Raw genomic sequence first — 25,106 nt, 5'->3', positions numbered from 1 at the left:
CTCCTAAAGTTCTGGTGGAATAGAAGAGGAGTTCGGCAGAGGATAATATCATCTACCCGCCGAACTCCTTTAACTTGAAATATAAGAAAGGATTACTGGAACATTTTCTCACGATCTGAATCGATAGCTTCAAGCACTTGCTTCGGAGTTTTGCCTCCAAGGTAGAGGTCCTGAACTAGTTTGCCTATGACGGATTGGTTCCAGTACTTGACGCCACCTTCAAAGTCCAATCCAGTGCCGTCAGCCGAGTTCGCGATGACGGAGGTGTAACCGTTAGTCGTTTTGCCTTCTACGTCTGTAAATGAGATCGGTCCGAGATCCGGACGAGCAGCATAATACTTTTTCAAGGTATCTGGTTGAGTTAAGAAAGCAAAGTATTCTTTAGCTGCGTCAATGACTTTGGAGTCCTTATTGATAGAGCGAACGACACCACCAGCACTGATGGCCCAAGTTTTGTTGTCCGCGAGTGGAAGCGGGAACATCTCCCAAGTGTCAGCTTTGGAGTCTGGGAATTTGGCCAACACTTCATTCTGGAACGTCGAATAGGTTAGCATCATGGCGTATTTATTAGAGCCCATGGCATCGACTGAGTTCTCCCAAGTTTGGGATAGGAAGTCTTTGCCGAAAAATCCTTTGTCAGCTATTTCTTTGAGCTGCGTTAGACCGAGCTCAAGCTCCTTTTGATCGGCCATTTTAGCTTTGTTGGTGTTAAATTGTTCATAAATGTCGGATGTCTTTTTCGAGAGCAAAGGACCCATGGTATTCAACAGGATTTCTTGGTGCCATTCCGCTTTTCCTGGTTCGTAAATGGGTGTAATCCCTTTGGCGAGCAAAGCTTCGCAGGCTTTGACGAATTCATCGTAAGTCTTCGGTACCGAGAGCCCTGCTTGCTCGAACAGGGCAACGTTGTATAGCATGCCCCAGCCGTCTACAGACCAAGTATTGAGCGCAATGACTTTACCATTATAGGTTGTTCCGGCTTTCGCCCAATCCGCATAACGGGAAACCCACGCTTCGCCGCTAAGATCTAGTGCGTGCTGGTCCGGCATAAATTGTTCCATCGCTACGCCGCCTTGAGTTAAGTAAACATCCGGGCCTTCGCCCGTTTGGAATTTTGCTTTCAGAACGTTCACGTATTGGTCGTCCGGGGATACTTGAAATTCGATCTTGTTGCCGGTTGCCGTTTCAAAATCTTTGGCGAGCTCTTTATCAATATCCTTAGTCCAGTTTGCAGAAGTTGCGACCGTGATTGTCACTCCATCTTGTTTAGGTGGGGTGCTGGTAGACTCACTCTCCGTTGCGGGCGCATTTGTTGAAGTTGACGGTGAGGCGTTCGAGTTCGCACCATTAGTTCCGCAACCAGCCAACAGGCTTACCAATGCAATCGATGCAATGACGCTACTGGTCCATTTGTTTTTCTTTACGTTTATCATTACTAATGACGCCTCCTTGTTAATTTCTATCTTTGGGGTGGCCTACCTTGAATCCATCATATAACACAAAAATTATAAGTGACATGGATGTTTTAAGCGTTTTCATGTGGACATTTTTGAATTACTCAATTTTAAAAATAAATATTTGTAACTCTCGAAATCGAGCGCTATAATGTGTGTAATTTGAGAGAAAGGGTTTTCATAGAATGAGAACAAAAAGTATTCAAGCGAAGCTATTTTACAATTATTCGATGTTGATTATCGTCGTCGTCACAGTCATCGTCGTTTCTTTTTACATTTACATCTCCGATATTTTGCAGAAGAAGGCGTCCGAATCGCTCTATCAATTGTCAGGACACATCTCCACAGAATTCGACACTCAGATTAGAAACATGAACTCCATCTCAACCAAAATTCTATTTTCTGAGCCGCTTCATGAGCTTTTTTACTCCTCAATGTTCCAGATCAACAAATCGTCCATCGATAAACAGCGCCGGTTCAATAATATTATCTATCCCATTATCGGTTATGACAAATCTTTCAGACAAATCAATATGTTTCGTATAACCGGCGAATTCGCTAGCATCGGTGACGATTTTCGATTCTCAGAGCTTCCTGCGAAAGAAATCGCTACGACCTCGTGGGTTAATGATACCCTTCTCTTGAACGGTAAAAGGATGATCACTCTCCCTCATCCGGATTCTTGGAACAGAGGAGATGAATTCGTCATCTCCCTGAATAGGGCTTTTGCGCCTAATTGGGGCGAGAAAGTCGACAGCATTTTAGAGGTGCAGCAGGATTACGAAGTGTTTACTCGAATTATCGATAACGCGCAAGCCCATCCGGATTTAAAAAAGAATAAGGACATCGAAATATACGTCCTTGATGAACAAGGGCGGTTAGTCTATCCGATCGACTCGGTTGCTAAGGCTGCCAATGCTCAAACCTGGTGGCAGTTGGTGAAAGAACGTATTAACAACGATACTTTGGCTAAGGTTATCAACTCGAGTGGGAAAAATAGTAACATTATTGCCTATAGTGCTTCCGACTTGTCGGGCTGGACGGTCATCGCTGCGGAATCAAAAAGCAGATTGCTGGCCCCCGTCAACAACTTTCGCAACGCGATTCTCGTGCTGGGGATTCTGACACTGTTCGTCACACTGGTGATATCCTATTTGGTGTCAAGATCGTTGACGATCCCTATCAAACAAGTGCACAAATCCATTAAGCTGTTGAGTCTTAATACGCTCCCGCCGAAGCCTCAGGCTAAAGTACCAGCCCGTCTTAACGAGTTGGAACATTTGAATATGGCGTTCAACGAAATGAGACTGCGATTGCAAGAATCGCTGGAGGAGACGGTGGCATCACGCGAGCAGGAACTGGAAGCTCATAAGTTCGCACTACAGGCGCAGATGAATCCACATTTTCTCTATAATACGATCACAAACATCAGTATTCTGGCCGAAGATCAAGGGCAGACCTCGATCGTGGGATGTTGCGAGAAGCTGGCCCAAATGCTTCGATACATTTCGTCTAGCGATGCAGCCCCTGTTCCTCTCTCCGAAGAGCTTGAACACGCGAGTAATTATTTGAATCTTATGCAGCTGCGTTATGAGGATAATATCCGCTTCTCGATTGATGTGCCAGCAGCGCTAAATCATATCGAAGTTCCTAAGCTAATCGTCCAGCCAATTGTTGAGAACGTGATTAAATACGGAATTGACGTCGATCCCCCTTGGATCATCTCGATTACCGGCACCGTAAAGGAGGATCGTTGGGAGTTGACGATTCGAGACAACGGCCACGGGTTCGAGGAGGAAAGACTCGCTCAGCTTCAGAAACAGTTCGAGATGACGGATTCCGCGGTCAAAATTCCGGCATTACGCATCAATGGTATGGGTCTGATGAATATTTATACTCGATTAAGACTATTGTTCGGAAACCGCTTCGCGATGAGCGTCTCTAATCATCCGGAAGGAGGTGCGATCGTTACGCTAATCGTCCATCATGAACCAGGGGGGAAGCCAAGATGAATACTTTCAAGCATCGGGTCGTGGTTGTAGAAGATGAGCCCAAAATCCGGAGGAACATCGCACAAAAAATAGAACGATCAGAAGAGTACGAGATCGTAGGAACGGCTTCGGATGGTGTGGAGGCGGTAAACGTTATTTTGGAGCAGAAGCCAGATATCGTCTTCACCGATATCAAAATGCCGAAGATGAGCGGTCTAGAATTGGTTCAACAAATCAAGGAATCTCTCCCGGAGACTCATTTCGTCATCATCAGTGGTTACAACGAATTCGAATACGCCCAGACAGCAATCAAGCTGGGAGTACGCGATTACCTGCTTAAGCCAGTAAGTGTAGAAGCTCTGAACGAGTGTTTGAAGAATATCAGTGAAAGCTTACTAACGAGGAACCAACGAAGGAGGAGGGAATTGTTGACGTCCTCTATGAACGGAGGGCAGGAAGAGACCGATTCAAGGGTTGGGAATCCAAGTCAACCGTTTGCGATATTTTTGATTTGCATCGGCAACTTATGCGCCTCCATTGTTCCCCTGGATCAATACACCTATTTCCGCGAACTTTGGAAAGATGTATCTCTGGAGTCAGTACTGAGGCATGCCGTCGGCCCGGATGAATACTGGGTTGTGGTCGATGAGAAGGCACCGAACCAGAAATTTGTGCTCGTAGCTGCCGACCAGAAGCGAGAGGAAGATCTCCATGCCATGGCCAAACAGATTCAAGCATCCATTGCTGATCGAACCGGTGGGCTGCCCACTCATATTGGACATCTCGACTCTTTCGTGACACGGGCAGATATTTGGGAGCAAGCACAGACTGTCAGAAGGCTGATGGAACAGGAGCTGGTGCCCTGCAGATCAAGCCTGCTATTTGCTCCCCGCGAGCAAGAGATACAATCTACAACCCAGCTTTTGGATCAAGTGCTTAGGAACAAAGTTAGCGCATTTATTCAAGCCGGTCAGACGAATTCACTCAAGAGTGAGGTTTTCCAAGCTTTTGATCAATGGGAAAAGGCGGGATACACGCAACGGCTTTTGGAGAAGGTAACCATGCATTTGATCCGGTCCGTTCATTTGCAGACAGGGGCACTATCCGAAGCTGAGTTGTTCTCAAAGGAGATCGAGCTGTTCGCCAAACTGACCGTATGTCGAGAACTTCCCGCTTTTTACATCGAGGTATGGGAACTCGTAGAGAAGATGGTTTCGATCGGCGAAGAAGATCAAGATACGCTTAAACTGGTGGAGCAAGTCGCCAACTATTTGGAGCTAAACTATACACAGGATATTAGCCTCGAGGAGCTAGCTACGAAGTTTCATTTTACTTCATCGTATTTGTCCAAAATATTCAAAAAGAAATACAACGGAACACCGCTTAAATATATGATCAAGCTGAGAATCGAAGAAGCGAAACGGCTAATTCGTGAAAATCCGCAAAGTGAAGTTGGTCGAATTGCCACCATCGTTGGTTATCCCGACCAACACTATTTCAGCCGTATTTTTAAGAATGCGACCGGAATGAGTCCTTCGGAGTATCGTGATCGCCAAGTTTGATTAAGATCAATCGTTGCCAAAAGAATTTGAACAACAAACCCCGCTTTATGCATGTTATGTGCAAATAAGCGGGGTTTGTTGTTTTTAGCATATGAGTTAGGAAGAAGATTTACTGCGCGTTGTGGAACTGAGATGATCAATCTGCTCGTCTAGAACAGTGCTTGCTTTGCCTAAAAATTCAGAGATGAGGGCAAGCTCTTCATCGGTGTAGGAGGCAGCCAGTTTAACCATAGCGGTATGAAGCGGCAGGTACGTGTCAATGACATCTTCTTTATTTTCATATAACGGGACTATAATCACTTTACGACGATCATTAGGGTCATTTTGTCTGCGAACATATCCGTTTTTTTCGAGCCGATCTATTAATGCTGTAACGCTGCCTGTAGCAAGTCCAGTTAATTTGGACAGTTCTCCAGCAGTGATGGGACCTTTTTCTCGCAGGATATCCACAGATAAGAAATCGTTATTATATAACCCAAGAGAGGCGGCTACATTTTGCTGGTATACTACCGTTCGGGTTCCCAGACCACGCATGAGTAAGGTGAATTGTTCTTGCTCTGGTGTAGGTTGAGCTTGTTCATGGCTTGACAAAGGATAACGCCCCTTTTAAAATATTTATATCTCGTCCATCGAGATATTTGATTATGAAGTTATTAGAAAATGTGTTATTTAACAACTACATTTTATCGAAATCAGCATACTTTTGCAAAGAAAGTGGTATGACGGCATTCGTAAACGGTTATGGATAAGAGATATATCTATGTGTGATTGCTTTAATTGAGAGGGGAATCGTTGTGAAAGAAGCTATTGTTATTAAAGGTGCACGAGAGAACAATCTGAAGAATGTCTCGCTCACGATTCCTAAGTATAAGCTTGTTGTCCTGACGGGACCTTCGGGATCAGGAAAATCGACGTTAGCTATGGATACACTTCAACGGGAATGCCAAAGACAGTATTTAGATTCCATGGGGATGACGTCAGATACGATCAGTAAGCCTAAGGTCGAGTCCATTGTCGGACTGTCCCCATCTATTAGCGTTGGACAGCATGTTACGAATCGTAATCCACGTTCCACAGTCGGGACTGTTACGGATATTTATACGTTTGTCCGGTTTATCTTTTCTAGATTAGGAGTTCGAGTTTGCCCTTCCTGTAATGGCAGCATCTCACCTTCTTTTGAAGCGAGGGGGCTACTAATAGAGGAAGACGAGGAAATGGATGGTCAGTCGATGGGCTGTCCGCATTGTGGAGCTGAGCTTGAGCTATTGGGAATGTCCCACTTTTCCTTCAATAAGCCTGAAGGAGCTTGTGAAGCGTGTGGTGGACTGGGGTCTGTGGCGACTATAAATGAAGCAGCGGTATTTAATCCAGAGCTAAGTATGAAGGAGGGTGGGGTAGCCTCTCTGAATGGCGTTCATCGGGATATACAGATGCGTATATTAGTTGCTGCGGGAAAGCATTTCGGATTCGATTTTGACTCGGATCTGCCACTGAAGGATTATGGTGAAATTCAGCGTGATTTGCTGTATTACGGCGTGGACAGTGAAGCTTTCAAACGTCATTTCCCCAATGTTAAGCCAATTCAAGGTACTAAGTTTGAAGGCGTTATACCTGGTTTGTGGCGGCGTTATAAGGAGAAGGAAGGGGAGTCAGGTGGTCAGGAGAAAGATGGTGGCTTTTTTCATGAGCAGCAATGCCCGGAATGCCTTGGAGCACGTCTAAAAAAAGAAGTTCGTCTAGTTCGAGTTGCTGACGCATCGATCACAGAGGTATCCGACTGGTCGCTTAGTGAGGTGTATGAGTGGACAAAAGGTCTGGAGACGGCATTGCCTGCCGAAGGACTTCATTTGCTTGAGCCGATCCTTCATGAGATGCCAACCCGACTAAAACGGATTATCGATGTCGGGCTTGGGTATCTTTCCATGAACCGGCAGACAGTGTCCCTATCTGGCGGGGAAGCACAGCGCCTACGTCTTGCGTCCTTGCTGGGTTCAGGGCTGACCGGTGTGATATACATTTTGGATGAACCGACGACTGGTCTTCATCCGCGAGATACAATTGGGCTCATTCGTGTGCTTCAGGAGCTACGTGATCTAGGCAATACTGTCCTCGTTATTGAGCATGATATCGAGATGATGCGTGCTGCTGATCATATGATTGATATGGGACCGGGTGCTGGGTTGCAAGGTGGAACCGTAGTGGGTGAAGGTAGCTTGGAAGACTTAATGGCAAGTGAGCTTTCGGTTACTGGAGCCTATCTTAGGGAAGAACGTCTCGAAGCTTCGGTACGCGTTCGCCGGAAAGGAGACGGAAGGCAGATCATCATCCGACAGGCACAGTATAGGAACATTGATATCCCGGAAGTCTCCATTCCTCTGGGCTGTCTTATATCTGTAACAGGGGTTTCGGGTTCGGGTAAATCTACGCTTATATTTGATATCCTTGCGCAAGGAAGTTCTAAAGGACATGAACAAACAGGCTGCAAGGAGATTACGGGCTTAGATCAAGTCGGTAACCTTGTGATCTTTGACCAATCACCCATGGGTAGAATGTTGCGTTCTAATGTAGCGACGTATACCGATGTATTTACACATCTACGCCAGTTGTTTGCTGCTTTGCCGGAGGCAAAGACAAGAAAGCTGACCTCCAAGCATTTCTCCTTTAACACACCGGGTGGGCGATGTGAAACTTGTCAGGGACTTGGTGTATTGTCCGTAGACATGAACTTTCTGCCTGATCTAGAAGTGAAGTGCCACGCCTGCAAAGGAAGAAGATTTACGGATGAGGTCTTATTGGTGAAGTATGATGGCTACTCCATCTCAGATCTGCTAGACATGTCCGTACAGGAAAGCTTATCGGTTCTTAAGTCGGAGGCTAAAATTGCGGGTATCATCGAGACGTTATGTGAGGTGGGTCTTGGATATCTTAAATGGGGACAATCCGTCAAAACCTTATCAGGTGGCGAAGGACAACGAATCAGGCTGGCCAAAGAGCTGAGCAAGCCATCTAAAAACCATACGCTCTATCTGCTCGATGAACCAACGACAGGCCTTCATCCATCGGATATTAAACAGCTTCATACCTTATTGAGCAAGCTGGTTGATACGGGAAATACCGTCGTAGTTGTAGAGCACAGCCTTGAGTTAATTCGGGAATCCGACTGGGTAATTGACATTGGTCCTGAAGGGGGCAATGTAGGTGGTAAGCTTGTAGCTGAAGGCACACCGGAGCAGGTTGCAGAAGTACAGGAATCTTACACGGGGATGTTCTTGAAACGGATTCTGGCTGATGGGCTTTAATTAAAAAGGGAGGTGCTCCAATAGCACTTTCGGATTAGTAGCTGCTTATGAGTAGGTGGTATCGGACTCAGCGGACCTTAAATGCAGGATTATCCGACATTTTGAATACTATCGGACCGTATAGCTCCTATTGGCGTGAAAAATGCTATATATGAGCCTATTTTTAAGGTATAACTGCGCTGGAGTCCGATAGACTGCGCCAATGGAGATTAGTTAGTAAATAACGTCTTTGGGGACCGATACCGTCTCAGCATAAGATCATGCTGAGACGGTATCAATCCCAACGAATGATCATGCTTCAGTAGCATTTGACCCAGCAGACGATCATTAGTAGCTGCTACTAATCAAACAGTGCTCATTCGACCTATTGCAGCTTAATAATCTAGAAGGCGACCATTATCATGCCATAGACCGTACATTTTATTTTCTTTAGTGTTTGTTATAAATTTGTCTAATCTACTCTTAAATAATTCTGGCTGATTTCTATTGCTTTGTATCGTGTCGATCCGAACTCTTTGATAAAGAGCTGGGAATGTCAAAAAATTCTCATATACTTGGCTTTCTTCTTTTAGCCGTTGCTCTATAACACTATCTATTTTAAAAGAATCGTAGTCCATATCAGGAAGTACCTTTCTTCCTTCATCAGTCATTAACCCCAGCTTTTCAAGGCGGCGGACACGTTCTTTATTCAATTCAGTCCAAGAACTTCTTTTGCTTCTAGGAGACAGGCGCTGTGCCACCCCAGTTTCCGATATTTTCTTCTTGACTCCATCGATCCATCCAAAGCACAAAGATTCTTCGACCGCGTCCAAATATAACAATGTATCTGGGTTTGGCGTCATACTAACTACGACCCAACAAGATTTTTCAGTCTTACAATTCTCCTGTAACCAAGCCCTCAAATCTCCACTTGAGCCTGCTTCAATTAGATTATCAATTCCCATAGATAAAATACATTCTCCTTTCTAAGTTTGGAGAGGAATTAAATCATTCCTAAGTTCAGTTTCCGCTGCTAACGATACTTCCTCCGAGCAGTTTAGGCAGTAGCGTTAGTAGCTTCTCACGGGTTAACGCATCACTTGAGTTCCATTTGTTTCCGTCGAGCAGATAAACATGCCCCTGACGCACTGCCGGTAGACTGTTCCATAGCGAACTTTGCAATAGTCGCTCCATTGCAACTCGTGAATCTTTGCGTTCCGGTATGAGCATGAAAATATAGTCTCCAGTATATGCATGTAACCTTTCTGGATCAACCTCGGCGAATCCTAGCCCTTCATCGAGAATGCCTTTAATCACTTCGGTAGGCTGTAAACCGCAAGGCGCGTAGAGAGCAGTGGACAATCCGGACATTCCCATAGCGTATAGGTGATCTCCGTGGTCATAGAACAAAGCGGAGGCTGTTTCTCCAGGTAGGAGTGTATCCGTGTAAAGCTGTTGCCACATGGCAGCGTTTTTTGCTGTGAATGAATCAAGCCATGCTTCTGCTTCGTGCTGTTTACCTAGCCAGCTTCCTAGTGTCCGCATACGGTGTTCAAGCGGAGCGAATGAATCAAAGGTAAGTGTCGGGGCGATGCCGGCGACTGCTCCATAGGCTCTTTCATCCGCGTTAGCTATAATAATCAGGTCAGGATTTAACGAAGCGGTAAGCTGAGCGTCCAGTGGAAAGCCCACGTTAGAGAGCTTCTTAAGCCTATGTTTATAGACACTGTTCCGTGCAAAGGCTTCATCTCCTCCGATAGGCTTTACACCTAATGCGAGAAGGTCGCCAAGCGTCTCACCATGGTATACAATGCGCCTAGGCCGCTCAGGAATATCCACCTCATGGCCAGTCCAATCTTTTACAGTAAGCTTCCGACCTTGCTGATGTGCATATTGTCCGGGAGTAATTCCGGTTTTTTGGCGAAAGCGGCGACTGAAATAATATTCATCGGAGAAGCCAACTAGCCGAGCAATCTCACGCAGCGGTTCAGCGGATTCCAGCAGGAAACGCTTCGAATGATTGATGCGGAGTTCAGTCAGATAATCGAGTGGTTTTTTGCCGGTAAGCTTTTGAAAGATCGGAGTATACTGCCAGAGCGTTACACCCGCGAGCTCAGCTAGTTGCTTAACGGTGATACTCTCCGTATAGTGTTCTTGCATATATTGGACGGTCTTTTCCACGGAATCCGCGGGACTTGGCACCTGCTCGGAAGGATAATTATGCTCAAAGAGTAAGAGCAGCAATTCTTGAAATTTCAACTGCCGCTTAAATAGCTGCACATCATCGGCATTATTTTTGTCCATAAGCAGTTCTTCTGCAAGGCGGATTACCTTAGTGAACGGGTGGACAATTAGTTCCTGCCTGCCCGGAAGGAGCTCCTCTGAACAATATTTGGGAAACTCGGCTGTATTAATAGCTGTAAAAGTGAAGAGATAATAATAAAGTGTCATCTCCTGATTGTCCGTACTATAGGAAGTTCCGGGAGATAGCAGATAACAAGTATCTGTGGCCAGTATAATGGTTTGATCGTTAAGGATCAGCTGTCCGCTACCACCTGTGAATATTAGAAGACTATAAAAGTCAGTAGTATGAGACTCTGAGCAAAAGCCTGCTGGTTGAACAGTTAGTCCCGCATCGTTCAGCTGAAACAGCAACGAGCGGAGTGGGGTAGCGAAGGGTAATGTTTGCAGCAAGAAGAAGCCTCCGTTCATCTGGTGAGAATGATTATCAATTAATTCATTGTATATAAAAATAAGAAGCATATCAACAGATGTTGACATGCTTCTTGCAGTTTTCTTTCAGTTAATTGAAAAATGTCACATTATGGTTAGAATTATTTCATATTCAAAAGCTGAGGGATTTCACCAAGCAGCCATTCTCTTGTTGTTGCATCACTTGAGGTCTTCATAATGTCTTGTGTATAGACATATCCGTTCTTGACAGCAGGAAGGCCTTTCCAGATTGGACTCTTTAATAGAGTGTCTGTGGATTTCTTAGCTTCATCGGCCACAGGAGTCAGGATGAAAATCCGGTCTCCGGCATATTCTTTAAGCACTTCCATAGATACTTCCTGGAACCCCATGCCTTCGTCAAGTACCTTCTGGATCGCAGGCGTCGGTTTGAATCCGTTCTCTCCATAGAGTACCTGTGAAAGTCCGGTTGCCGCCATCACAAACAATCTGTCTCCAGGATAATAAGTGAAGACCGAAGCCGTTTCTCCCTCTTTTATGCCTGCTGACTTCAACTGTTCCCACATGGCATCTTCACTCGTTTTATACTTAGCAAGCCATGCCTCTGCTTCGGTCGTTTTACCAAGAATACCACCAATATCTAGCATCCGTTCTTTTAGCGGGGCAAAGGTATCGAATATTATCGTTGGTGCAATTTTGGACAGCTGCTCGAAATCAGCTTCGTCTGTTCCTGCATAGATAATCAAATCAGGCTGAAGCTCCAATGTCTTTTCTAGGTTGATAGGAAAGCCTACATCTTCGACACCTTGCAACTGATCTTCAAAAACCTGGCCTTCGCCCATAGAAAGAGGATAACCTACAGCCTGCACACCAAGTGCGAGCAGATCGCCATAGGTTTCTCCTGAATAAATCACGCGCTTAGGGTTAACAGGAATTTCTACAGTGTGGCCTATGTAATCCGTATAGGAGCGAGTAGTCGCAGCAGCTTCATCTGTACTGCTATTGGTGGGTTCTGTTGAAGGAACCGCGGTTGCAGCAGAAGAGTTTCCGGTTGCGTTGGTCGTACTATTGGCAGATGATTGTTCCTTTGAGCTTCCGCACGCTAGTAGCAAAGTACTCATCAAAAATAGTACACATACCAGAGCGAAGGATTGTCGTACCTTGTTCATATCTTATTGCCTCCCTATTATATGTAACGACCACCAATAATGATAATCATTCTCGATAAAAACAATCATAAATTAAAGCCTCTTTTTACTCAATGGACAAAACATAACCCTATATTTTGATTTGTACAATCATGTAAAAAGGTGGTGTTTAAAATTTTTTTTGATTATCTTTAGTTGCATGAAAAAACACTCTGAATTACGGAAAAAAAGAGAAAGAAAGGGGCTTGTCTTCAAGACAATCATGGCATACGGAATCCCTTGAAGCACATAGGATTATGGTATTTTATTGAAGTGGATGATTGTTGTGAATTTAGACATTTATGAGATCCTAAAATCTAGGATTGTCCTCATCGATTGTAATCGTTATCATAACGTGGCATGTTATCTATCGTGCTTGACGTCAGCAGAAGGCCTTTGTTATGGTTTTTATAGTTAAACGCAAGCCAAAACAGCTTTTTGTAGAACATTCAGAAGATTTTGCGTAAGATATTCTAACCAAACATAATACGAGGGAGATGGTTGATTGTGATCAAAGGCATTATTTTTGATTTTGACGGAACGATTATCGACACGGAGACTGCTTGGTACACCGCATTTAACGAGGCTTATGCAGAATATGGAGTGGATTTGACGCTTGAACAGTATTCTACCTGCATCGGAACGAGTTTGAACAGCTTTAATCCCTATGAATATTTGATGACTGATCTTAAGCTCGAAATTGACAAAGAAGAGTTCAGTAAGGCTGTTAAACAGAGACATAGCAAACTTATGGAGCTTGAAACAATTCGACCAGGGATTCAACATTATCTAGATTCCGCCAAAGAAGCTGGACTACGGATAGGGCTAGCCTCAAGTTCTTCACTGGAATGGGTGGAAAAATATCTAAACCAACTAGAAATTCGTGCGTATTTCGAATGTATTCGGACTGCTGACCATGTGGCAAAAGTGAAGCCAGATCCGGAGCTATACAACCAAACGTTAGCTTGTCTTGGAATTACCCCAAGTGAGGCGATTGCAATCGAGGATTCACCAAATGGATCGAAGGCAGCAGCAGCAGCAGGTATTCGCTGTATTGTGACTCCTAACGAAATTACTAATTTCCTTGAATTCGATAAACAGCACCATAAAATAGACAATTTAAGTCTTCTTGATTTTGATCATGTAGTTACTCAACGATGCTTCGTATAGAGAAACTGAGAAACGAAGTTCAAATTAAAGGGGGATACCAAATTGAGAGCCGTACATTTTGGAGCGGGCAATATTGGCAGAGGCTTTATTGGACCTATATTGTCGGACTCCGGTTACAACGTTTGTTTCGTCGGAAGAAATAAGAGCAAAATTGCTCAACTGCAAAAACGAGGACAATATCCCATCATCTTGGCTAACAAGAATCGGGACAGCTTTATCGTTGATAATGTTACTGCGATCAATTTGAATGATACTGAAGACGTTACTAAAGCTATAGCAGAGGCTGAAATTGTGACTACTGCAGTTGGGCTATCTGCTTTAAACGATATTGCTGGGACCATCGCACAGGGAATCGAACGAAGGCTCATAAATAATATGGATCTCAACCCTCTTCATATCATCGCCTGTGAGAATGGGATTGGAAGCAGTCAGAAGTTGAAAAAATCTGTATATCGGCATATGAAGCAATCCTTCAAGGCGCTTGCGGACCGCAATGTCGCTTTTCCCAATGCGATGGTTGACCGGATCGTACCTGTGCAGAAAAATTCAGATTCGCTTGAAATCCTCGTTGAACCCTTTAGTGAGTGGGTAATTCCCCGTAGTGGAATGATTGGTAATTACAACGAAATCAAAGGCGTCCACTATGTGGATTCGCTGGCACCATACCTCGAACGGAAGCTTTATACTGTGAATACTGGCCATTGCAGTGCAGCCTATTTTGGATATCTGGAAGGTTATACTAGCATACAGGAAGCGATGTCTGATTCTACAATTAGAGCTCGTGTTCGTGGGGTGCTTAAGGAAACAGGGGCCTTACTGGTGCATTTGTATGGCTTCGAGCCCCTAGAACATGCAAGATATATAGAAAAGATGATGGAACGATTCACTAACCCCAATTTTAACGATAAAATCACACGTGTCGCCCGATCCCCCCTTCGCAAGCTTTCACCTAATGATCGACTCGTAAAACCAACAATGCTCGCCTATGAGCTTGGCTTTGAGACTTCGCATCTTGTCTCGGCTATAGCTTCAGCGCTTTATTTTGATTATGAAAAAGATCCAGAAGCTTTACAGCTTCAGGCGGACATCCGAAACCTCGGACTTAGTGATGTCATTGCGCTGCAACTAAAAATCCCCACCAAACATCCGCTTCACGGTCGTATTATATCGGAATACAACATCATGTGCATGAAATACCCCCATTTGTCTGGCAAAACAGTATCCAAGGAACAGTAGTAGTGAAATAAAATAAAACAAGGCCGTTCTGTTTGGTAGAAATTCACCAGAGACGGCCTTGTTTTAGTATATGAAATTAGAGTGAAGATAAGGTGAAACGGAAGGAATATGGACGATTAGCTAATAGAGTGAACTCTTCATGTGTCTGCGCGCCCCAGCTATCGTCGCCGCCAACACCCATCTGCTTGTAGTTGACTCTCAGTACGCTTTTGTCTGAGGCAGGCAATTTATAAACATGGTCACTCGCCTCCAGCTCCTCAGGCTTCCAAGGCAATGCATTAATCTCCATAGGGATGGCACTTTCAAAATAGAGTCCTGATCCATCGTTGCCGTTCGTGATAGAAGCGAATCGCACATCTGTCTTATTGCCGCATTCCTGCGGTCTGAGATAAGGGATGAACTGGTCACTGACTTTTCCAGTATAACGACCAAGTGGTGCTCCGGTCTGTCTGTCCCAGTAATTCTCATGTGGTCCTCGGCCGTACCATGAGAGGGTATCGAGGCTTCCATCAAGGACGAACATCATTCCAAACTCAGGGATTTCTGGCAGATCGCTACTACCCGGATTCAATTCTTGTAGGATCTCTAAAGATCCGTCAGGGCGAATCTCAAACTGAACCAAAAGTGTGGAATCCGGATTCGTAGGTAGAAGGTAAGTGGTGGAAACGAAACAGAGATTTCCTTCGGTTCTGTATGTCATGCTCACCAAGCTTCGGTCAGTGGCAGCTTGCTTCCACACTGCACAGCGCTTTGGCAATCCATTGCCAAGATCATTATCCGTGACCGCTCTCCAGAAGTTGGGTCTTACAGGCTCAAGCAGATGTTCTTTACCGGATGAATGGTAAGAGCTTAGCTCGCCAGTTGTTGTATTAAAGGTCAGAGTGAAATTCCCACCCTGTACGGTCAATGCTTCCTCATGTTCCTGCACATTTAACGTTCCATCCGTTGTCTTTGGAGCGACTGTCACGATGCGAGGTGACAGAATGAACTGTTCCCAGGCGATCTCGTGGTTAGCATCTGCCCAAGATGTCGCAGAACGCTGAATAAAGGATAAATTCAGAACAGCCTCGTGATTGTCGTTATGTGAATCCAGCTTAAATGGAACAGTACATTCAATGATTTCTCCAGGTGCAGCAGAGATTTGCAGATTGCCCTCCTGCGCGGTTACTCCATCTAAAGTAACCTCCCATTTAAGATCGTATTTTTCTATGTTCGTAAATAAAAAGTTATTGCGAATCTGGAAGAGACCTTCACGGATATTTAAGGCAGTTACTTTAATATTTTGATAGCATTTTTTGACCTCAAATAGCTTTGGAGTTACTGAACGATCGGCAAAAAGTAATCCGTTACCGCTAAAGTTGCCATCATTAGGCGACTCGCCAAAGTCACCGCCATAAGCAAGATACTCTATACCCTCATTCGTTTTGGTGCGGATGGCCTGATCCACCCAATCCCAAATGAATGCACCTTGGAAAATTTCGTACTTGTCAAACATGTCCGTGTATAAATGTAGTCCACCACAGGAGTTCCCCATAGCATGACTGTATTCGCAGATGATATAAGGCTTTTGAGGATTGCTCAACGCATACTTTTCAACCTCGTGCGGTTTAGCATACATGGTCGACTCTATATCACTAGCTGCTTCTGACTCTCTGCAATGAAAGATACCTTCATAATGAACAGGTCTGGTTGGGTCAGCTTCTCTGAGATAGTCATGCATAGCGATGAAATTATCGCCGCCATAGGATTCATTTCCCAGTGACCAGATGATAACTGAAGGATGGTTCTTGTCTCTTTGCATCATGGAATTACAACGGTCGATTACATTGGCCCGCCATTCCGGTTTGCTTCCAGGTACATTTCCCTCATGCAAGCCTTGTTGCCCATACTGCCAAGTGCCGTGCGTTTCCAGATTAGTTTCATCAATTACGTAAAGTCCGTATTCATCGCACAGCTCATACCAAACAGACTGATTCGGGTAATGGGAGGTTCGAACGGCATTAATATTGTGTGTTTTCATAAGTTTGATATCTTGGATCATATCGGCTTTGGACAGCGCGCGTCCTGTGTCGCAAGAGAACTCATGCCGGTTAACACCTTTAAATACGATTCTTTTGCCGTTAATCTTCATAAGTCCGTCTTTGATCTCAAAGGTGCGGAATCCAACCTTACAGCTGACTGTCTCCTGCGTAATTCCTTTGTCGTCATTTATGGTGAGAACCAATGTGTACAGATACGGTGTCTCAGCACTCCATTTATAGGGCTGTTCAACATGCTCAGAAAGCTTGAAATGCTGAACCTCTTCTTGATCAAAGGATGAAACAGTAGATATTGGAGCCTCCCATACAGGCTGATTCTCTTTATTATAAAGCTGCATTTGGAGTGTGTAGGGGGTTGGCTTCTGATTAAAATAATTCTCCAATTTGATGTCTACAGTTAAATCCGCATGTACGAAATCTTCATCTAGCTCGGTTCGGACGAAAAAATCAGCAATATGAACGGAAGGAGTGGTGTACAGATAGACCTCTCGGAAAATACCGCTAAGACGCCAAAAATCTTGATCCTCCAACCAACTGGCATCACACCAACGATAGACCTCGACAGCTAGTTTATTGTCACCAGCCATTAAATATGGGGTAATATCGAATTCCGAAGGTGTAAAGGTGTCTTCACAGTAACCGACCCGCTCGCCGTTAACCCATACATAGAAAGCGGATTCAACACCCTGAAAGCTGAGGTATACAGGCTGCCCGTTCCAGGACTCAGGTACAGTAAAGGTTCGTATGTACGAGCCTACTGGATTATATTTTGTCGGAGCAAAGGGTGGTTTGAGATCGGGTTCAGATTCTGCCCAAGGATATCTCACATTAGTATATTGCGGATAATCATAGCCATGGAATTGCCAGTGAGAGGGTACAGGAATCGTAGCCCAGGTGCTGCAATCGAAATCAGCCTCATAGAAATCCACGACCCGTAGATCTGGTGTTTCGGAAAAGGAGAACTTCCAAATACCGTTAAGCGTCTTGTAGTATGGCGAGGTTTCTTTATCTCCCATTAAGGCTTGCGATAAATCGCTATAAGGGATCATGGAGGCGTGAGCATCCAATCGATTCTGTTCAAAAATTTCCGGGTTGTTATTCCATTCGGGATAACCGTTTGCAGGAGGCTGGTAAACAAATTTTGCTCGCATGAGTAAAACTCCTTTATAATAGAGATGTTATTATATTCATATTATAAGTTGGAGTAATGTTAAGAGATATAAAAGATTTTTCATCCACTATAACAAAATATGAAACGAGTGATGAAATGGAGAGCAAGATAATCTTTTGCCAAACGGAAGATACAATCATGCTGCCGCTGTATGCTACAACGATAGGATTTTGGGAGCATCAGGGAGACACGGAACGACCTACTGGATTTCCGGATTATCAAATGCATCAGATTCACGAAGGCAAGGGTGAGCTGGTCATTCATGAGCAACGATATCTAGTCGGAGCAGGGGATGTCTTCTTTTTGTTTCCGAATATTAAACATTCGTATGCACCAATCAGTAGTAAATGGAAGCTGTCATGGATTTCATTCAATGGTAGAGAGGCCGGTCAAATGCTGCTATACGCAGGAATCCGTGAATCAGGACCTGCAAGATTGAAGGAGGATAAGTGGCTAAATCCTTTAAAGGAAATGCTCAGCTTGTCAGACAGCAATGAACTGGAGACGAATCTGGAACGATCCAAACAACTATATGCGCTGCTACTGGATTTAAAAAGCAACCTAGTCTCTCCTTTAAATGAGGCTCTTGAACTGGAGCGAATTAAACCGGTGCTTCGTCATATAGAGAGTAATCTTCATAGGGCGCTCCCCTTAAAGGAACTTGCGGAGGTTATTGCGGTGTCGCCGCAGTATTTATGTAGGCTTTTTCAAAAAACAATTCATGATCGACCTGTAACCTTTATCAACAAGCAACGTATCAACTTGAGTAAACAACTAATGTTTAATGAACGTGATAAAAAAATGTATGAAATTGCTCAGTTAGTAGGTTTCGAAAATGCCAGCTACTTTTGTTTAGTATTTAAGCGGTTGACCGGCATGAGTCCTGAGCAATTTAAACAGCTACATGGTTTGGACTAGTAAGATGGAGAATACTTCTAATCCCTATGATAAACGCTTACTTGTTAGCGTCTAGCACTCCATGATATAGTTTAATAGAGTTTATACGTTGTTTATTTCACGAATTCGCTCACCTGAATTCAATACATAGAACCAGATTCACGCTCAGATATCAAGTTAAGCATCAGGAAGGAGACATCAATTTGAATGAGAAGTTAAAGCAGGCCTATGAACGCTTGAGCTTGCCTGAAGACATTACCCGCGAGGAACTGAATAAAAAGTTTGATTTGCACTTGAAACGCCGTCGATCTAATTCCTCGGAAGGTGAGGCTACGGCCTATGAAGAAGAATTTCTTGCTTTCAAAACGATCCTAGACGGCTTGGATCAGCAGGAAATTCAGGAGGCAGAGGACAAACGGCTGGAGAAATGGGGAGCGTTTTCCGGCGTAGCGCGTAAATCAGAGAATTTTTTCAGACTTTACAAAGTCCATACTTTTGTATCTATCATCGTGCTGTTGGTGTTAATCTTTGGAGGTAACGCTCTCTATAATCAATATCAGGCCAAAAAATATGAAGCTTCACTCCCGCCAGTGGATGTACATATCATGTTCTTAGGCAATTATGAATCTCAAGATTCAACAGGTAAGGATGAAGAGCTTAAACAAGAGATTGTCAATCGGTATCCAGCATGGAAGCGAGTAAAGACGGATATTGTTTATCTTCCCTCTACTGGTGGAACGGGTGGAGGAGCGTTAGACATGACTTACATCCAGCGCGCGATGGCGATGCTGGCTGCGGAACGTCCGGATATCCTCATTTTGGATGATGCTACTTTTGATTGGATCGGGCAGCAGCAGGGACTTAAGAATCTGGAGCCGTTTATTAAATCAGCGGGACTACCTTTAGATGATATTCGTTTGAAACGTATAACTAATACGGAGAACGGTGAGGAATCGATCACAGGTGTAGATATCACCGATACGAAGTTTGCTACAGACCTTCCTATTCATTCTCGGAAGATGATCATCGGGGTGTTTGGGGAAGGCGAAGATAAGAACAAATCAACTGATTTTGTTGAGTTCTTAGCTGGGCAAATGAATGATAAATAAATGATTATGTATAAATAGACCTGTAATAAAGGCCGATGTCGTATGGTTTCTCATACGATATCGGTCTTTTGTTGTTCATTCAAAGCATTTGAATTGACGAATATGAAGTGAACTCATTATAATGATTTATATAGATATGAACTAAATAACATAAATATAAACTAAACTGGATTCGACAAGGGAGTGATGAATAAATGAAGACAGAAGGAACTCTGACAATACATACACAGAAGCGTGGTGCAAAGCTAGGGGATTTATTCGGGATCTTCTTCGAGGATTTAAATCATGCGGCAGATGGTGGACTTTATGCTGAGCTAGTTCAGAACCGATCCTTTGAATTTGATCCGATTGATCGGGCAGATTATCATGCGTTAATGGCTTGGGAGCTCGTACAACGTGGGGATGGAAAGGCCGTAATCACCGTGGAAGACAGCGAGCCCTTGAATGATCGCAATTTGCATTATGTAGCCATTGATATTGTGGCTGAAGGTGACGGCGTTGGATTGATGAATCTGGGATTCAATAGTGGTATTCCGGTAAAAGAGGGCGAGAGTTATAAGTTCTCGGTGTATGCTCGTCGGGAGACAAGCTTTGACGTACCGCTTACCGTAACGATCGAAAGTACTTATGGTACTGTTTTAGGAAAAGCTGAAATAGCCGTTCACAACTCCGAATGGACCCGATATGAAGCAGTCATTAAGGCAAATGCTACGTCTACTAGGTGTCGTCTTGTAATCGTTACCAAAGGGAGCGGGAAAGTATATTTGGATATGATTTCTCTGTTTCCGGAGAAGACCTTTATGAACAGACCTGGGGGGATGCGTGAGGATATCTCGTTGCTTCTGGCTGACTTAAAGCCTAAGTTCATGCGTTTCCCGGGAGGTTGTCTGGTGCATGACGGTTCCTTGAACCCAGATGACAGAGACTCCATGTACAGATGGAAGAATACAATCGGGGATGTGGCGCAAAGACCAGCAAGACGGAATAACTGGTCTTATAATCAGACGCTTGGGTTAGGATACTTTGAATATTTTCAGTTCTGTGAGGATATTGGCGCCAAGCCGATCCCCGTCCTTCCGGGCGGTTACGATCCACATCATAAACGTATGGTTCCGTTGGACGAATTAAAGCCTTGGGTTGACGATGCGCTCGATTTGATCGAATTTGCTAATGGCGACAGCTCATCAAAATGGGGAAGTATCCGTGCAAGTCTCGGTCACCTTGAGCCTTTTGGTCTGGAGTATATCGGCATCGGTAATGAAGAGGTAGGTGCACCCTTTTTCGAGAGATATCCTTACTTTCATCAAGCGATTAAAGAGAAATATCCGGAAATCAAGGTCATTAATTCGAGTGGTCCATTCTCTGCCGGCAAGGAATATGAGCGGGGCTGGACATCAGCAAAAGAGAATAAGTCTGATCTCGTAGACGAGCATTATTACTGTACACCAGAATGGTTCCTAGCTAATCATCATCGTTATGATGACTTCAAAGCCGATGAACCGAAAGTATTCCTAGGCGAGTATGCCTCATGGGGCAATACCTATTATAATGCGCTGGTGGAAGCGGCGTTTATGACGGGGCTTCAGAACAATGCCCATGCGATTGGCTTGGCTTGTTATGCGCCTATGCTCTGCAATGTGGATTATATCAACTGGAAGCCGGATCTGATCTGGTTCAATAATCATGAAGTGTACGGGACTGCAAACTATTATGTGCAAAAGCTGTTCATGAACCATCAGGGTGATCAGCTACTGGAGCTAGAAGCAAGCGGGTTCACATTACCAGAGGAACGAAGAAATGAACCGATTAAGGGAGCAATCAGCTTTGGCGTGGATGCCTCTGCAGCTCGTTTCTCCGAGATCACATTGGTCAACAATCTTACGGGAGAAGTTAAGGCGTATTCTGACTTGTCAGCAGAAATATCGAATCTGCCAGACCCTGCTCAGAACGGAACGGCCGAACGAACACTGGAGCTCGGTGAGACGGATTGGGAGCACTATACCTTAAATTTTAAGGCGACAAGAACCGTAGGGAATAAAGGGTTTGTATTTTATTTTGGCAAAGCGGATGATCAGAATCATTTATTCTGGGAGTTAGGTGGCTGGCAGAATCAGGATTCCATTGTGGCCTCTATTATCAACGGAAGAAATTCTGTACTAACGCATTCTATGTTTACGGTTGAGACGGGCGTAGAATACGATCTAAAGCTAGAAGTATCAGGCAGACATATCCGTACTTTTATTAATGGAGACCTGGTAAATGAGACGGAGGATAAACTTCCGGTCATCGAACCGCTGTATTACACATCGAGTGTGGAGGATTCGACAGGTGATATCATTCTCAAGGTAGTAAACGTACAAGAGAAGAGTGTTTCTGCAGAGATTGTATTAGAAGAATTGGCAAAAGAGGGCCTGAACATCGAAGTATATGAATTGTCGGGATACCATCTTGAGGACGAAAACAACTTTGAGAACAAAGAGCTTGTCTCCCCTAAATATACAAGCTTTACGGCAGTGGGTAGCAGCTTTTCTTATGAATTTCCGAAGCAATCCGTAATTATATTTAGAATAAAATAACGAATACGCCCCATTGAGTCTTTAGTGTTACTAAGATTCAATGGGGCGTTTTTGTGATGCTATTTCGCAGTATCTTAGCCGTTCACTCGCAGACGGATCACATTCCAAGATGCTTTTGCGAGAAGGGCTTTCACATGACCTTCTTCCACAGCAGTGTTGCTCTGATGGCTTGGCATCACAGTATGTGGATTGAACTTGGTGTTTGCAGCTTTAATATTCTCATGTCCCAACATCATATGCTCAATAATGCTAACCGAACCGAAACTTCGTAGGTCTACGTCCAGCTCAAGTCCCTCGGACAAATGACGATTTACAGCAAAGACAGTTACTTCATTCTGCTCCTCGTTGTATACACTAATCGCTTCCAAGTAAGGCACATCGCTGAAATCTTTAGAATCGTATTTAGGGCTGGAGACCAGCGGGTGAAGAACGGTTCCTCGACCATAAAGCGAAGCATGCAGATATGGATAATAAGTGGTCTGTAGCCATAGTGGGCCGCCGTTTTCGGTCATGATAGGTGCAATAACATTAATAAGCTGGGCGATGCAGGCCATCTTTACACGGTCCGCATGTTTTAGTAATGTAATGAGACAGCAGCCAACGACCAGTGCATCTTCAAGGGTGTAGACATCTTCGAACTCTGGCGGAGCGATCTGCCAACGCTTTTCGGCACGGCTGCTTCCTTGCGACTTCCAAACATTCCATTCATCTAGCGAAAGATTAATTTTCTTCTTGCTCTTTTTCTTAGCTTGAATATAATCACAGGTAGCAGCTACACTGTTGATGAAGTGATCCATATCCAGGGAGCGAGCTAGAAAATTAGGGGTATCATCTTCGTTATTGTTATAGTAGGTATGCAGTGAGAGGTAGTCTACATTCTCATAAGAGAGATCAAGGACAGTAGCTTCCCACTCTGCAAAAGTATCCATACCACTGCCTGAACTACCGCATGCCACAAGCTCAAGCGTTGGGTCTACCCAGCGCATGGCTTTCGCCGTTTCGTTCGCTAATCGACCATATTCGGCCGCAGTTTTGGCTCCAATCTGCCAAGGACCGTCCATTTCATTACCAAGACACCAGGTCTTGAAGGCATGAGGCTCTTTATATCCATGTGAGATTCGTAGGTCACTAAAGTAGGAGTCAGAAGGATGGTTGCAGTACTCTACCAGATTTCTAGCCGCGTCGATGCCGCGTGTACCCAGGTTAACCGCCATCATGACTTCAGAGCCAACGAGCTTAGCCCAATCTGCAAATTCATTGGTACCCACTTGATTAGTTTCTGTTGTCCACCAAGCTAATTCAAGGGATTGCTTACGTTCGTGCTTAGGCCCAACGCCGTCTTCCCAGTTGTATCCGGATACAAAATTGCCTCCGGGATAACGAATGATAGGGACACTCAGGGCACGAATAGCATTAATGGCATCTTCCCGAAAACCATTGTGGTCTGCAGTAGGGTGACCAGGATCATAAATACCACCATACACGGCCCTGCCTAGATGCTCGATGAATGAGCCATAGATCCGTGGGTCTACTTCGGATAGCTTGAAATCCTTGTCAATAATCATGGTGGACTTAATCGTCATGAATACATATCTCCCTTTAGTGGAATTAATGATATTACTAACTGAGGAATCGAATTATGATTATATAGTACTTATATTAAGAGATAATAAGCAATTGAATAATTTAGGATTCGTTAAAATACTAATTCAAAGGCATAGGGGACAATAGAATGCATTTAACTACAGATACTGAATCGCTTCGGGTGTATGAAGCACTAGCAAGTGAAGTCAGGCTAAGGATTATCGAACTACTGGACCGAAAAGAGATGCATATTAAAGAACTAGCTGCGGAGCTCTATCTAAGTAGTGCGATAGTTAGTACCCATGTTGCCAAGCTGCAAAAAGCAGGCCTGATCAGCTCTAAAATGAGACGTGTGGATGGAGGAACCTATAAGTATTGCTCACTGTCTGCGAATTACCTGCAGATTAAATTATCAGGTTCTCGGGGAATCGCTAGAAAGGTGGTTGAGGTTTCGGTTCCTGTTGGGCAGTATACTGATGTTCAGGCATCACCGACCTGCGGAATTGCAACGACCGACAAGCTAATCGGATATTATGACGATCCAAGGTATTTTCTGGACCCAGAACGAGTGAATGCCAGTATTTTATGGTTTGCCAAAGGGTACATTGAATATAAGGTCCCTAATTATCTGTTTAAGGATCAGGTAGTTCAGGAGATAGAAATTTCCATGGAGATTGGTTCTGAGGCTCCACATGTAAATGAGAAATGGCCATCGGATATTGCTTTTGCTATGAATGGACAGGATTTAGGGAAATGGACAAGTCCCGGAGATTTCGGACTGACTAGAGGACGATTAACCCCCGCTTGGTGGAATTCAGATGTTAACCAATACGGTTTCCTGAAGGTTCTGCGGATTAATGCAGGTGGAACATTTATGGATGGGCAGCAAATATCAGAGGTGACATTGGATGATGTGCTGGTAGACCAAGACCAGTGGACATTTCGTTTAAGCGCAGAGGATAGCGGACATAGAAGAGGTGGGTTAACGGTATTCGGGCGTGGATTTGGGAACTATGAGCAAGACATGGTGTTCAGAGTCTATTATGAATGATGCGAAATAGTGAAATAAAGAAAAAATAAAAAACATATTGTAATGAAAACGTTTTTATGTTAATTTAAATCTATAAAAACGTTTTTATTCGTAAAGGAAGATTGAATCAT

16 protein-coding genes are annotated in these 25,106 nt (G+C 44.2%); 9 read left to right on the top strand and 7 right to left on the bottom strand.

Annotated features, from left to right (window positions below; all coding sequences use genetic code 11):
• Positions 1 to 92 precede the first annotated feature (92 nt).
• Positions 93 to 1,433, bottom strand: coding sequence for an ABC transporter substrate-binding protein (locus NSS67_RS22485; protein WP_339315827.1), 1,341 nt, complete (start codon positions 1,431 to 1,433; stop codon positions 93 to 95).
• 206 nt (positions 1,434 to 1,639) lie between these two features.
• Here NSS67_RS22485 and NSS67_RS22480 point away from each other — a divergent pair, with 206 nt between their 5' ends.
• Together NSS67_RS22480 and NSS67_RS22475 are read left to right on the top strand one after the other, a co-directional pair.
• A complete protein-coding gene (locus NSS67_RS22480; RefSeq protein ID WP_339315825.1) occupies positions 1,640 to 3,466 on the top strand; it encodes a histidine kinase in 1,827 nt (608 codons plus the stop codon).
• A complete protein-coding gene (locus NSS67_RS22475) occupies positions 3,463 to 5,007 on the top strand; it encodes a response regulator (RefSeq protein WP_339315823.1) in 1,545 nt (514 codons plus the stop codon). Before NSS67_RS22480 ends, NSS67_RS22475 begins: the two co-directional genes overlap by 4 nt.
• Positions 5,008 to 5,103: 96 nt before the next feature.
• Here NSS67_RS22475 and NSS67_RS22470 read toward each other — a convergent pair whose 3' ends face one another.
• Positions 5,104 to 5,541, bottom strand: a complete 438-nt coding sequence (locus tag NSS67_RS22470) for a MarR family transcriptional regulator (RefSeq protein ID WP_339320670.1) — start codon at positions 5,539 to 5,541, stop codon at positions 5,104 to 5,106.
• A 260-nt stretch (positions 5,542 to 5,801) separates the two neighbouring features.
• On the opposite strand from NSS67_RS22470, the gene uvrA reads away from it, so the two are divergent.
• Positions 5,802 to 8,306, top strand: coding sequence for an excinuclease ABC subunit UvrA (gene uvrA, locus NSS67_RS22465; RefSeq protein ID WP_339315822.1), 2,505 nt, complete (start codon positions 5,802 to 5,804; stop codon positions 8,304 to 8,306).
• A gap of 374 nt (positions 8,307 to 8,680) precedes the next feature.
• On the opposite strand, the gene NSS67_RS22460 is transcribed toward uvrA, so the two are convergent.
• From NSS67_RS22460 to NSS67_RS22450, 3 genes are read right to left on the bottom strand one after another with little or no spacing between them, the layout of a single operon-like run.
• Positions 8,681 to 9,250, bottom strand: coding sequence for a YdeI/OmpD-associated family protein (locus tag NSS67_RS22460; RefSeq protein ID WP_339315820.1), 570 nt, complete (start codon positions 9,248 to 9,250; stop codon positions 8,681 to 8,683).
• 55 nt (positions 9,251 to 9,305) lie between these two features.
• On the bottom strand, positions 9,306 to 11,066 hold the full coding sequence (locus NSS67_RS22455) for an ABC transporter substrate-binding protein (RefSeq protein ID WP_339315818.1): 1,761 nt from the start codon (positions 11,064 to 11,066) through the stop codon (positions 9,306 to 9,308).
• Between the two features lie 53 nt (positions 11,067 to 11,119).
• Positions 11,120 to 12,145 (bottom strand): ABC transporter substrate-binding protein, encoded by a 1,026-nt coding sequence (locus NSS67_RS22450; protein ID WP_339315816.1) that lies wholly within the window; start codon positions 12,143 to 12,145, stop codon positions 11,120 to 11,122.
• A gap of 525 nt (positions 12,146 to 12,670) precedes the next feature.
• Here NSS67_RS22450 and NSS67_RS22445 point away from each other — a divergent pair.
• Both NSS67_RS22445 and NSS67_RS22440 read left to right on the top strand, forming a co-directional pair.
• Positions 12,671 to 13,333: an HAD family hydrolase gene (locus NSS67_RS22445; RefSeq protein WP_339315815.1), complete on the top strand. Its 663-nt coding sequence runs from the start codon at positions 12,671 to 12,673 to the stop codon at positions 13,331 to 13,333.
• Between the two features lie 42 nt (positions 13,334 to 13,375).
• Positions 13,376 to 14,569 (top strand): mannitol-1-phosphate 5-dehydrogenase, encoded by a 1,194-nt coding sequence (locus tag NSS67_RS22440; RefSeq protein WP_339315813.1) that lies wholly within the window; start codon positions 13,376 to 13,378, stop codon positions 14,567 to 14,569.
• Positions 14,570 to 14,645: 76 nt separating this feature from the next.
• On the opposite strand, the gene NSS67_RS22435 is transcribed toward NSS67_RS22440, so the two are convergent.
• Positions 14,646 to 17,759, bottom strand: coding sequence for a glycoside hydrolase family 2 TIM barrel-domain containing protein (locus tag NSS67_RS22435; protein ID WP_339315811.1), 3,114 nt, complete (start codon positions 17,757 to 17,759; stop codon positions 14,646 to 14,648).
• 116 nt (positions 17,760 to 17,875) lie between these two features.
• Here NSS67_RS22435 and NSS67_RS22430 point away from each other — a divergent pair, with 116 nt between their 5' ends.
• From NSS67_RS22430 to NSS67_RS22420, 3 genes are all read left to right on the top strand, one after another.
• Positions 17,876 to 18,697, top strand: coding sequence for an AraC family transcriptional regulator (locus tag NSS67_RS22430; protein WP_339315809.1), 822 nt, complete (start codon positions 17,876 to 17,878; stop codon positions 18,695 to 18,697).
• A 182-nt stretch (positions 18,698 to 18,879) separates the two neighbouring features.
• Entirely contained in the window at positions 18,880 to 19,785 is a 906-nt protein-coding gene (locus tag NSS67_RS22425) for a hypothetical protein (RefSeq protein ID WP_339315807.1), read from the top strand.
• Positions 19,786 to 19,979: 194 nt separating this feature from the next.
• The gene (locus tag NSS67_RS22420; protein WP_339315805.1) at positions 19,980 to 22,361 is read left to right on the top strand and encodes an alpha-L-arabinofuranosidase C-terminal domain-containing protein; all 2,382 of its coding nucleotides are present in this window, start codon (positions 19,980 to 19,982) and stop codon (positions 22,359 to 22,361) included.
• A 74-nt stretch (positions 22,362 to 22,435) separates the two neighbouring features.
• Here the strand turns inward: NSS67_RS22420 and NSS67_RS22415 are convergent, their stop codons facing one another.
• Positions 22,436 to 23,944 (bottom strand): alpha-N-arabinofuranosidase, encoded by a 1,509-nt coding sequence (locus tag NSS67_RS22415; RefSeq protein ID WP_339315804.1) that lies wholly within the window; start codon positions 23,942 to 23,944, stop codon positions 22,436 to 22,438.
• Between the two features lie 149 nt (positions 23,945 to 24,093).
• Here NSS67_RS22415 and NSS67_RS22410 point away from each other — a divergent pair, with 149 nt between their 5' ends.
• Positions 24,094 to 24,996, top strand: coding sequence for an ArsR family transcriptional regulator (locus tag NSS67_RS22410; RefSeq protein ID WP_339315803.1), 903 nt, complete (start codon positions 24,094 to 24,096; stop codon positions 24,994 to 24,996).
• Positions 24,997 to 25,106: the final 110 nt, after the last annotated feature.

The organism is Paenibacillus sp. FSL R10-2734 (genome assembly GCF_037963865.1).
In the GTDB taxonomy this organism is placed as follows: Bacteria; Bacillota; Bacilli; order Paenibacillales; family Paenibacillaceae; genus Paenibacillus_AQ.
Note: the sequence above shows the minus strand (reverse complement) of the source record. Positions and strands in the feature narration are given on the sequence as shown.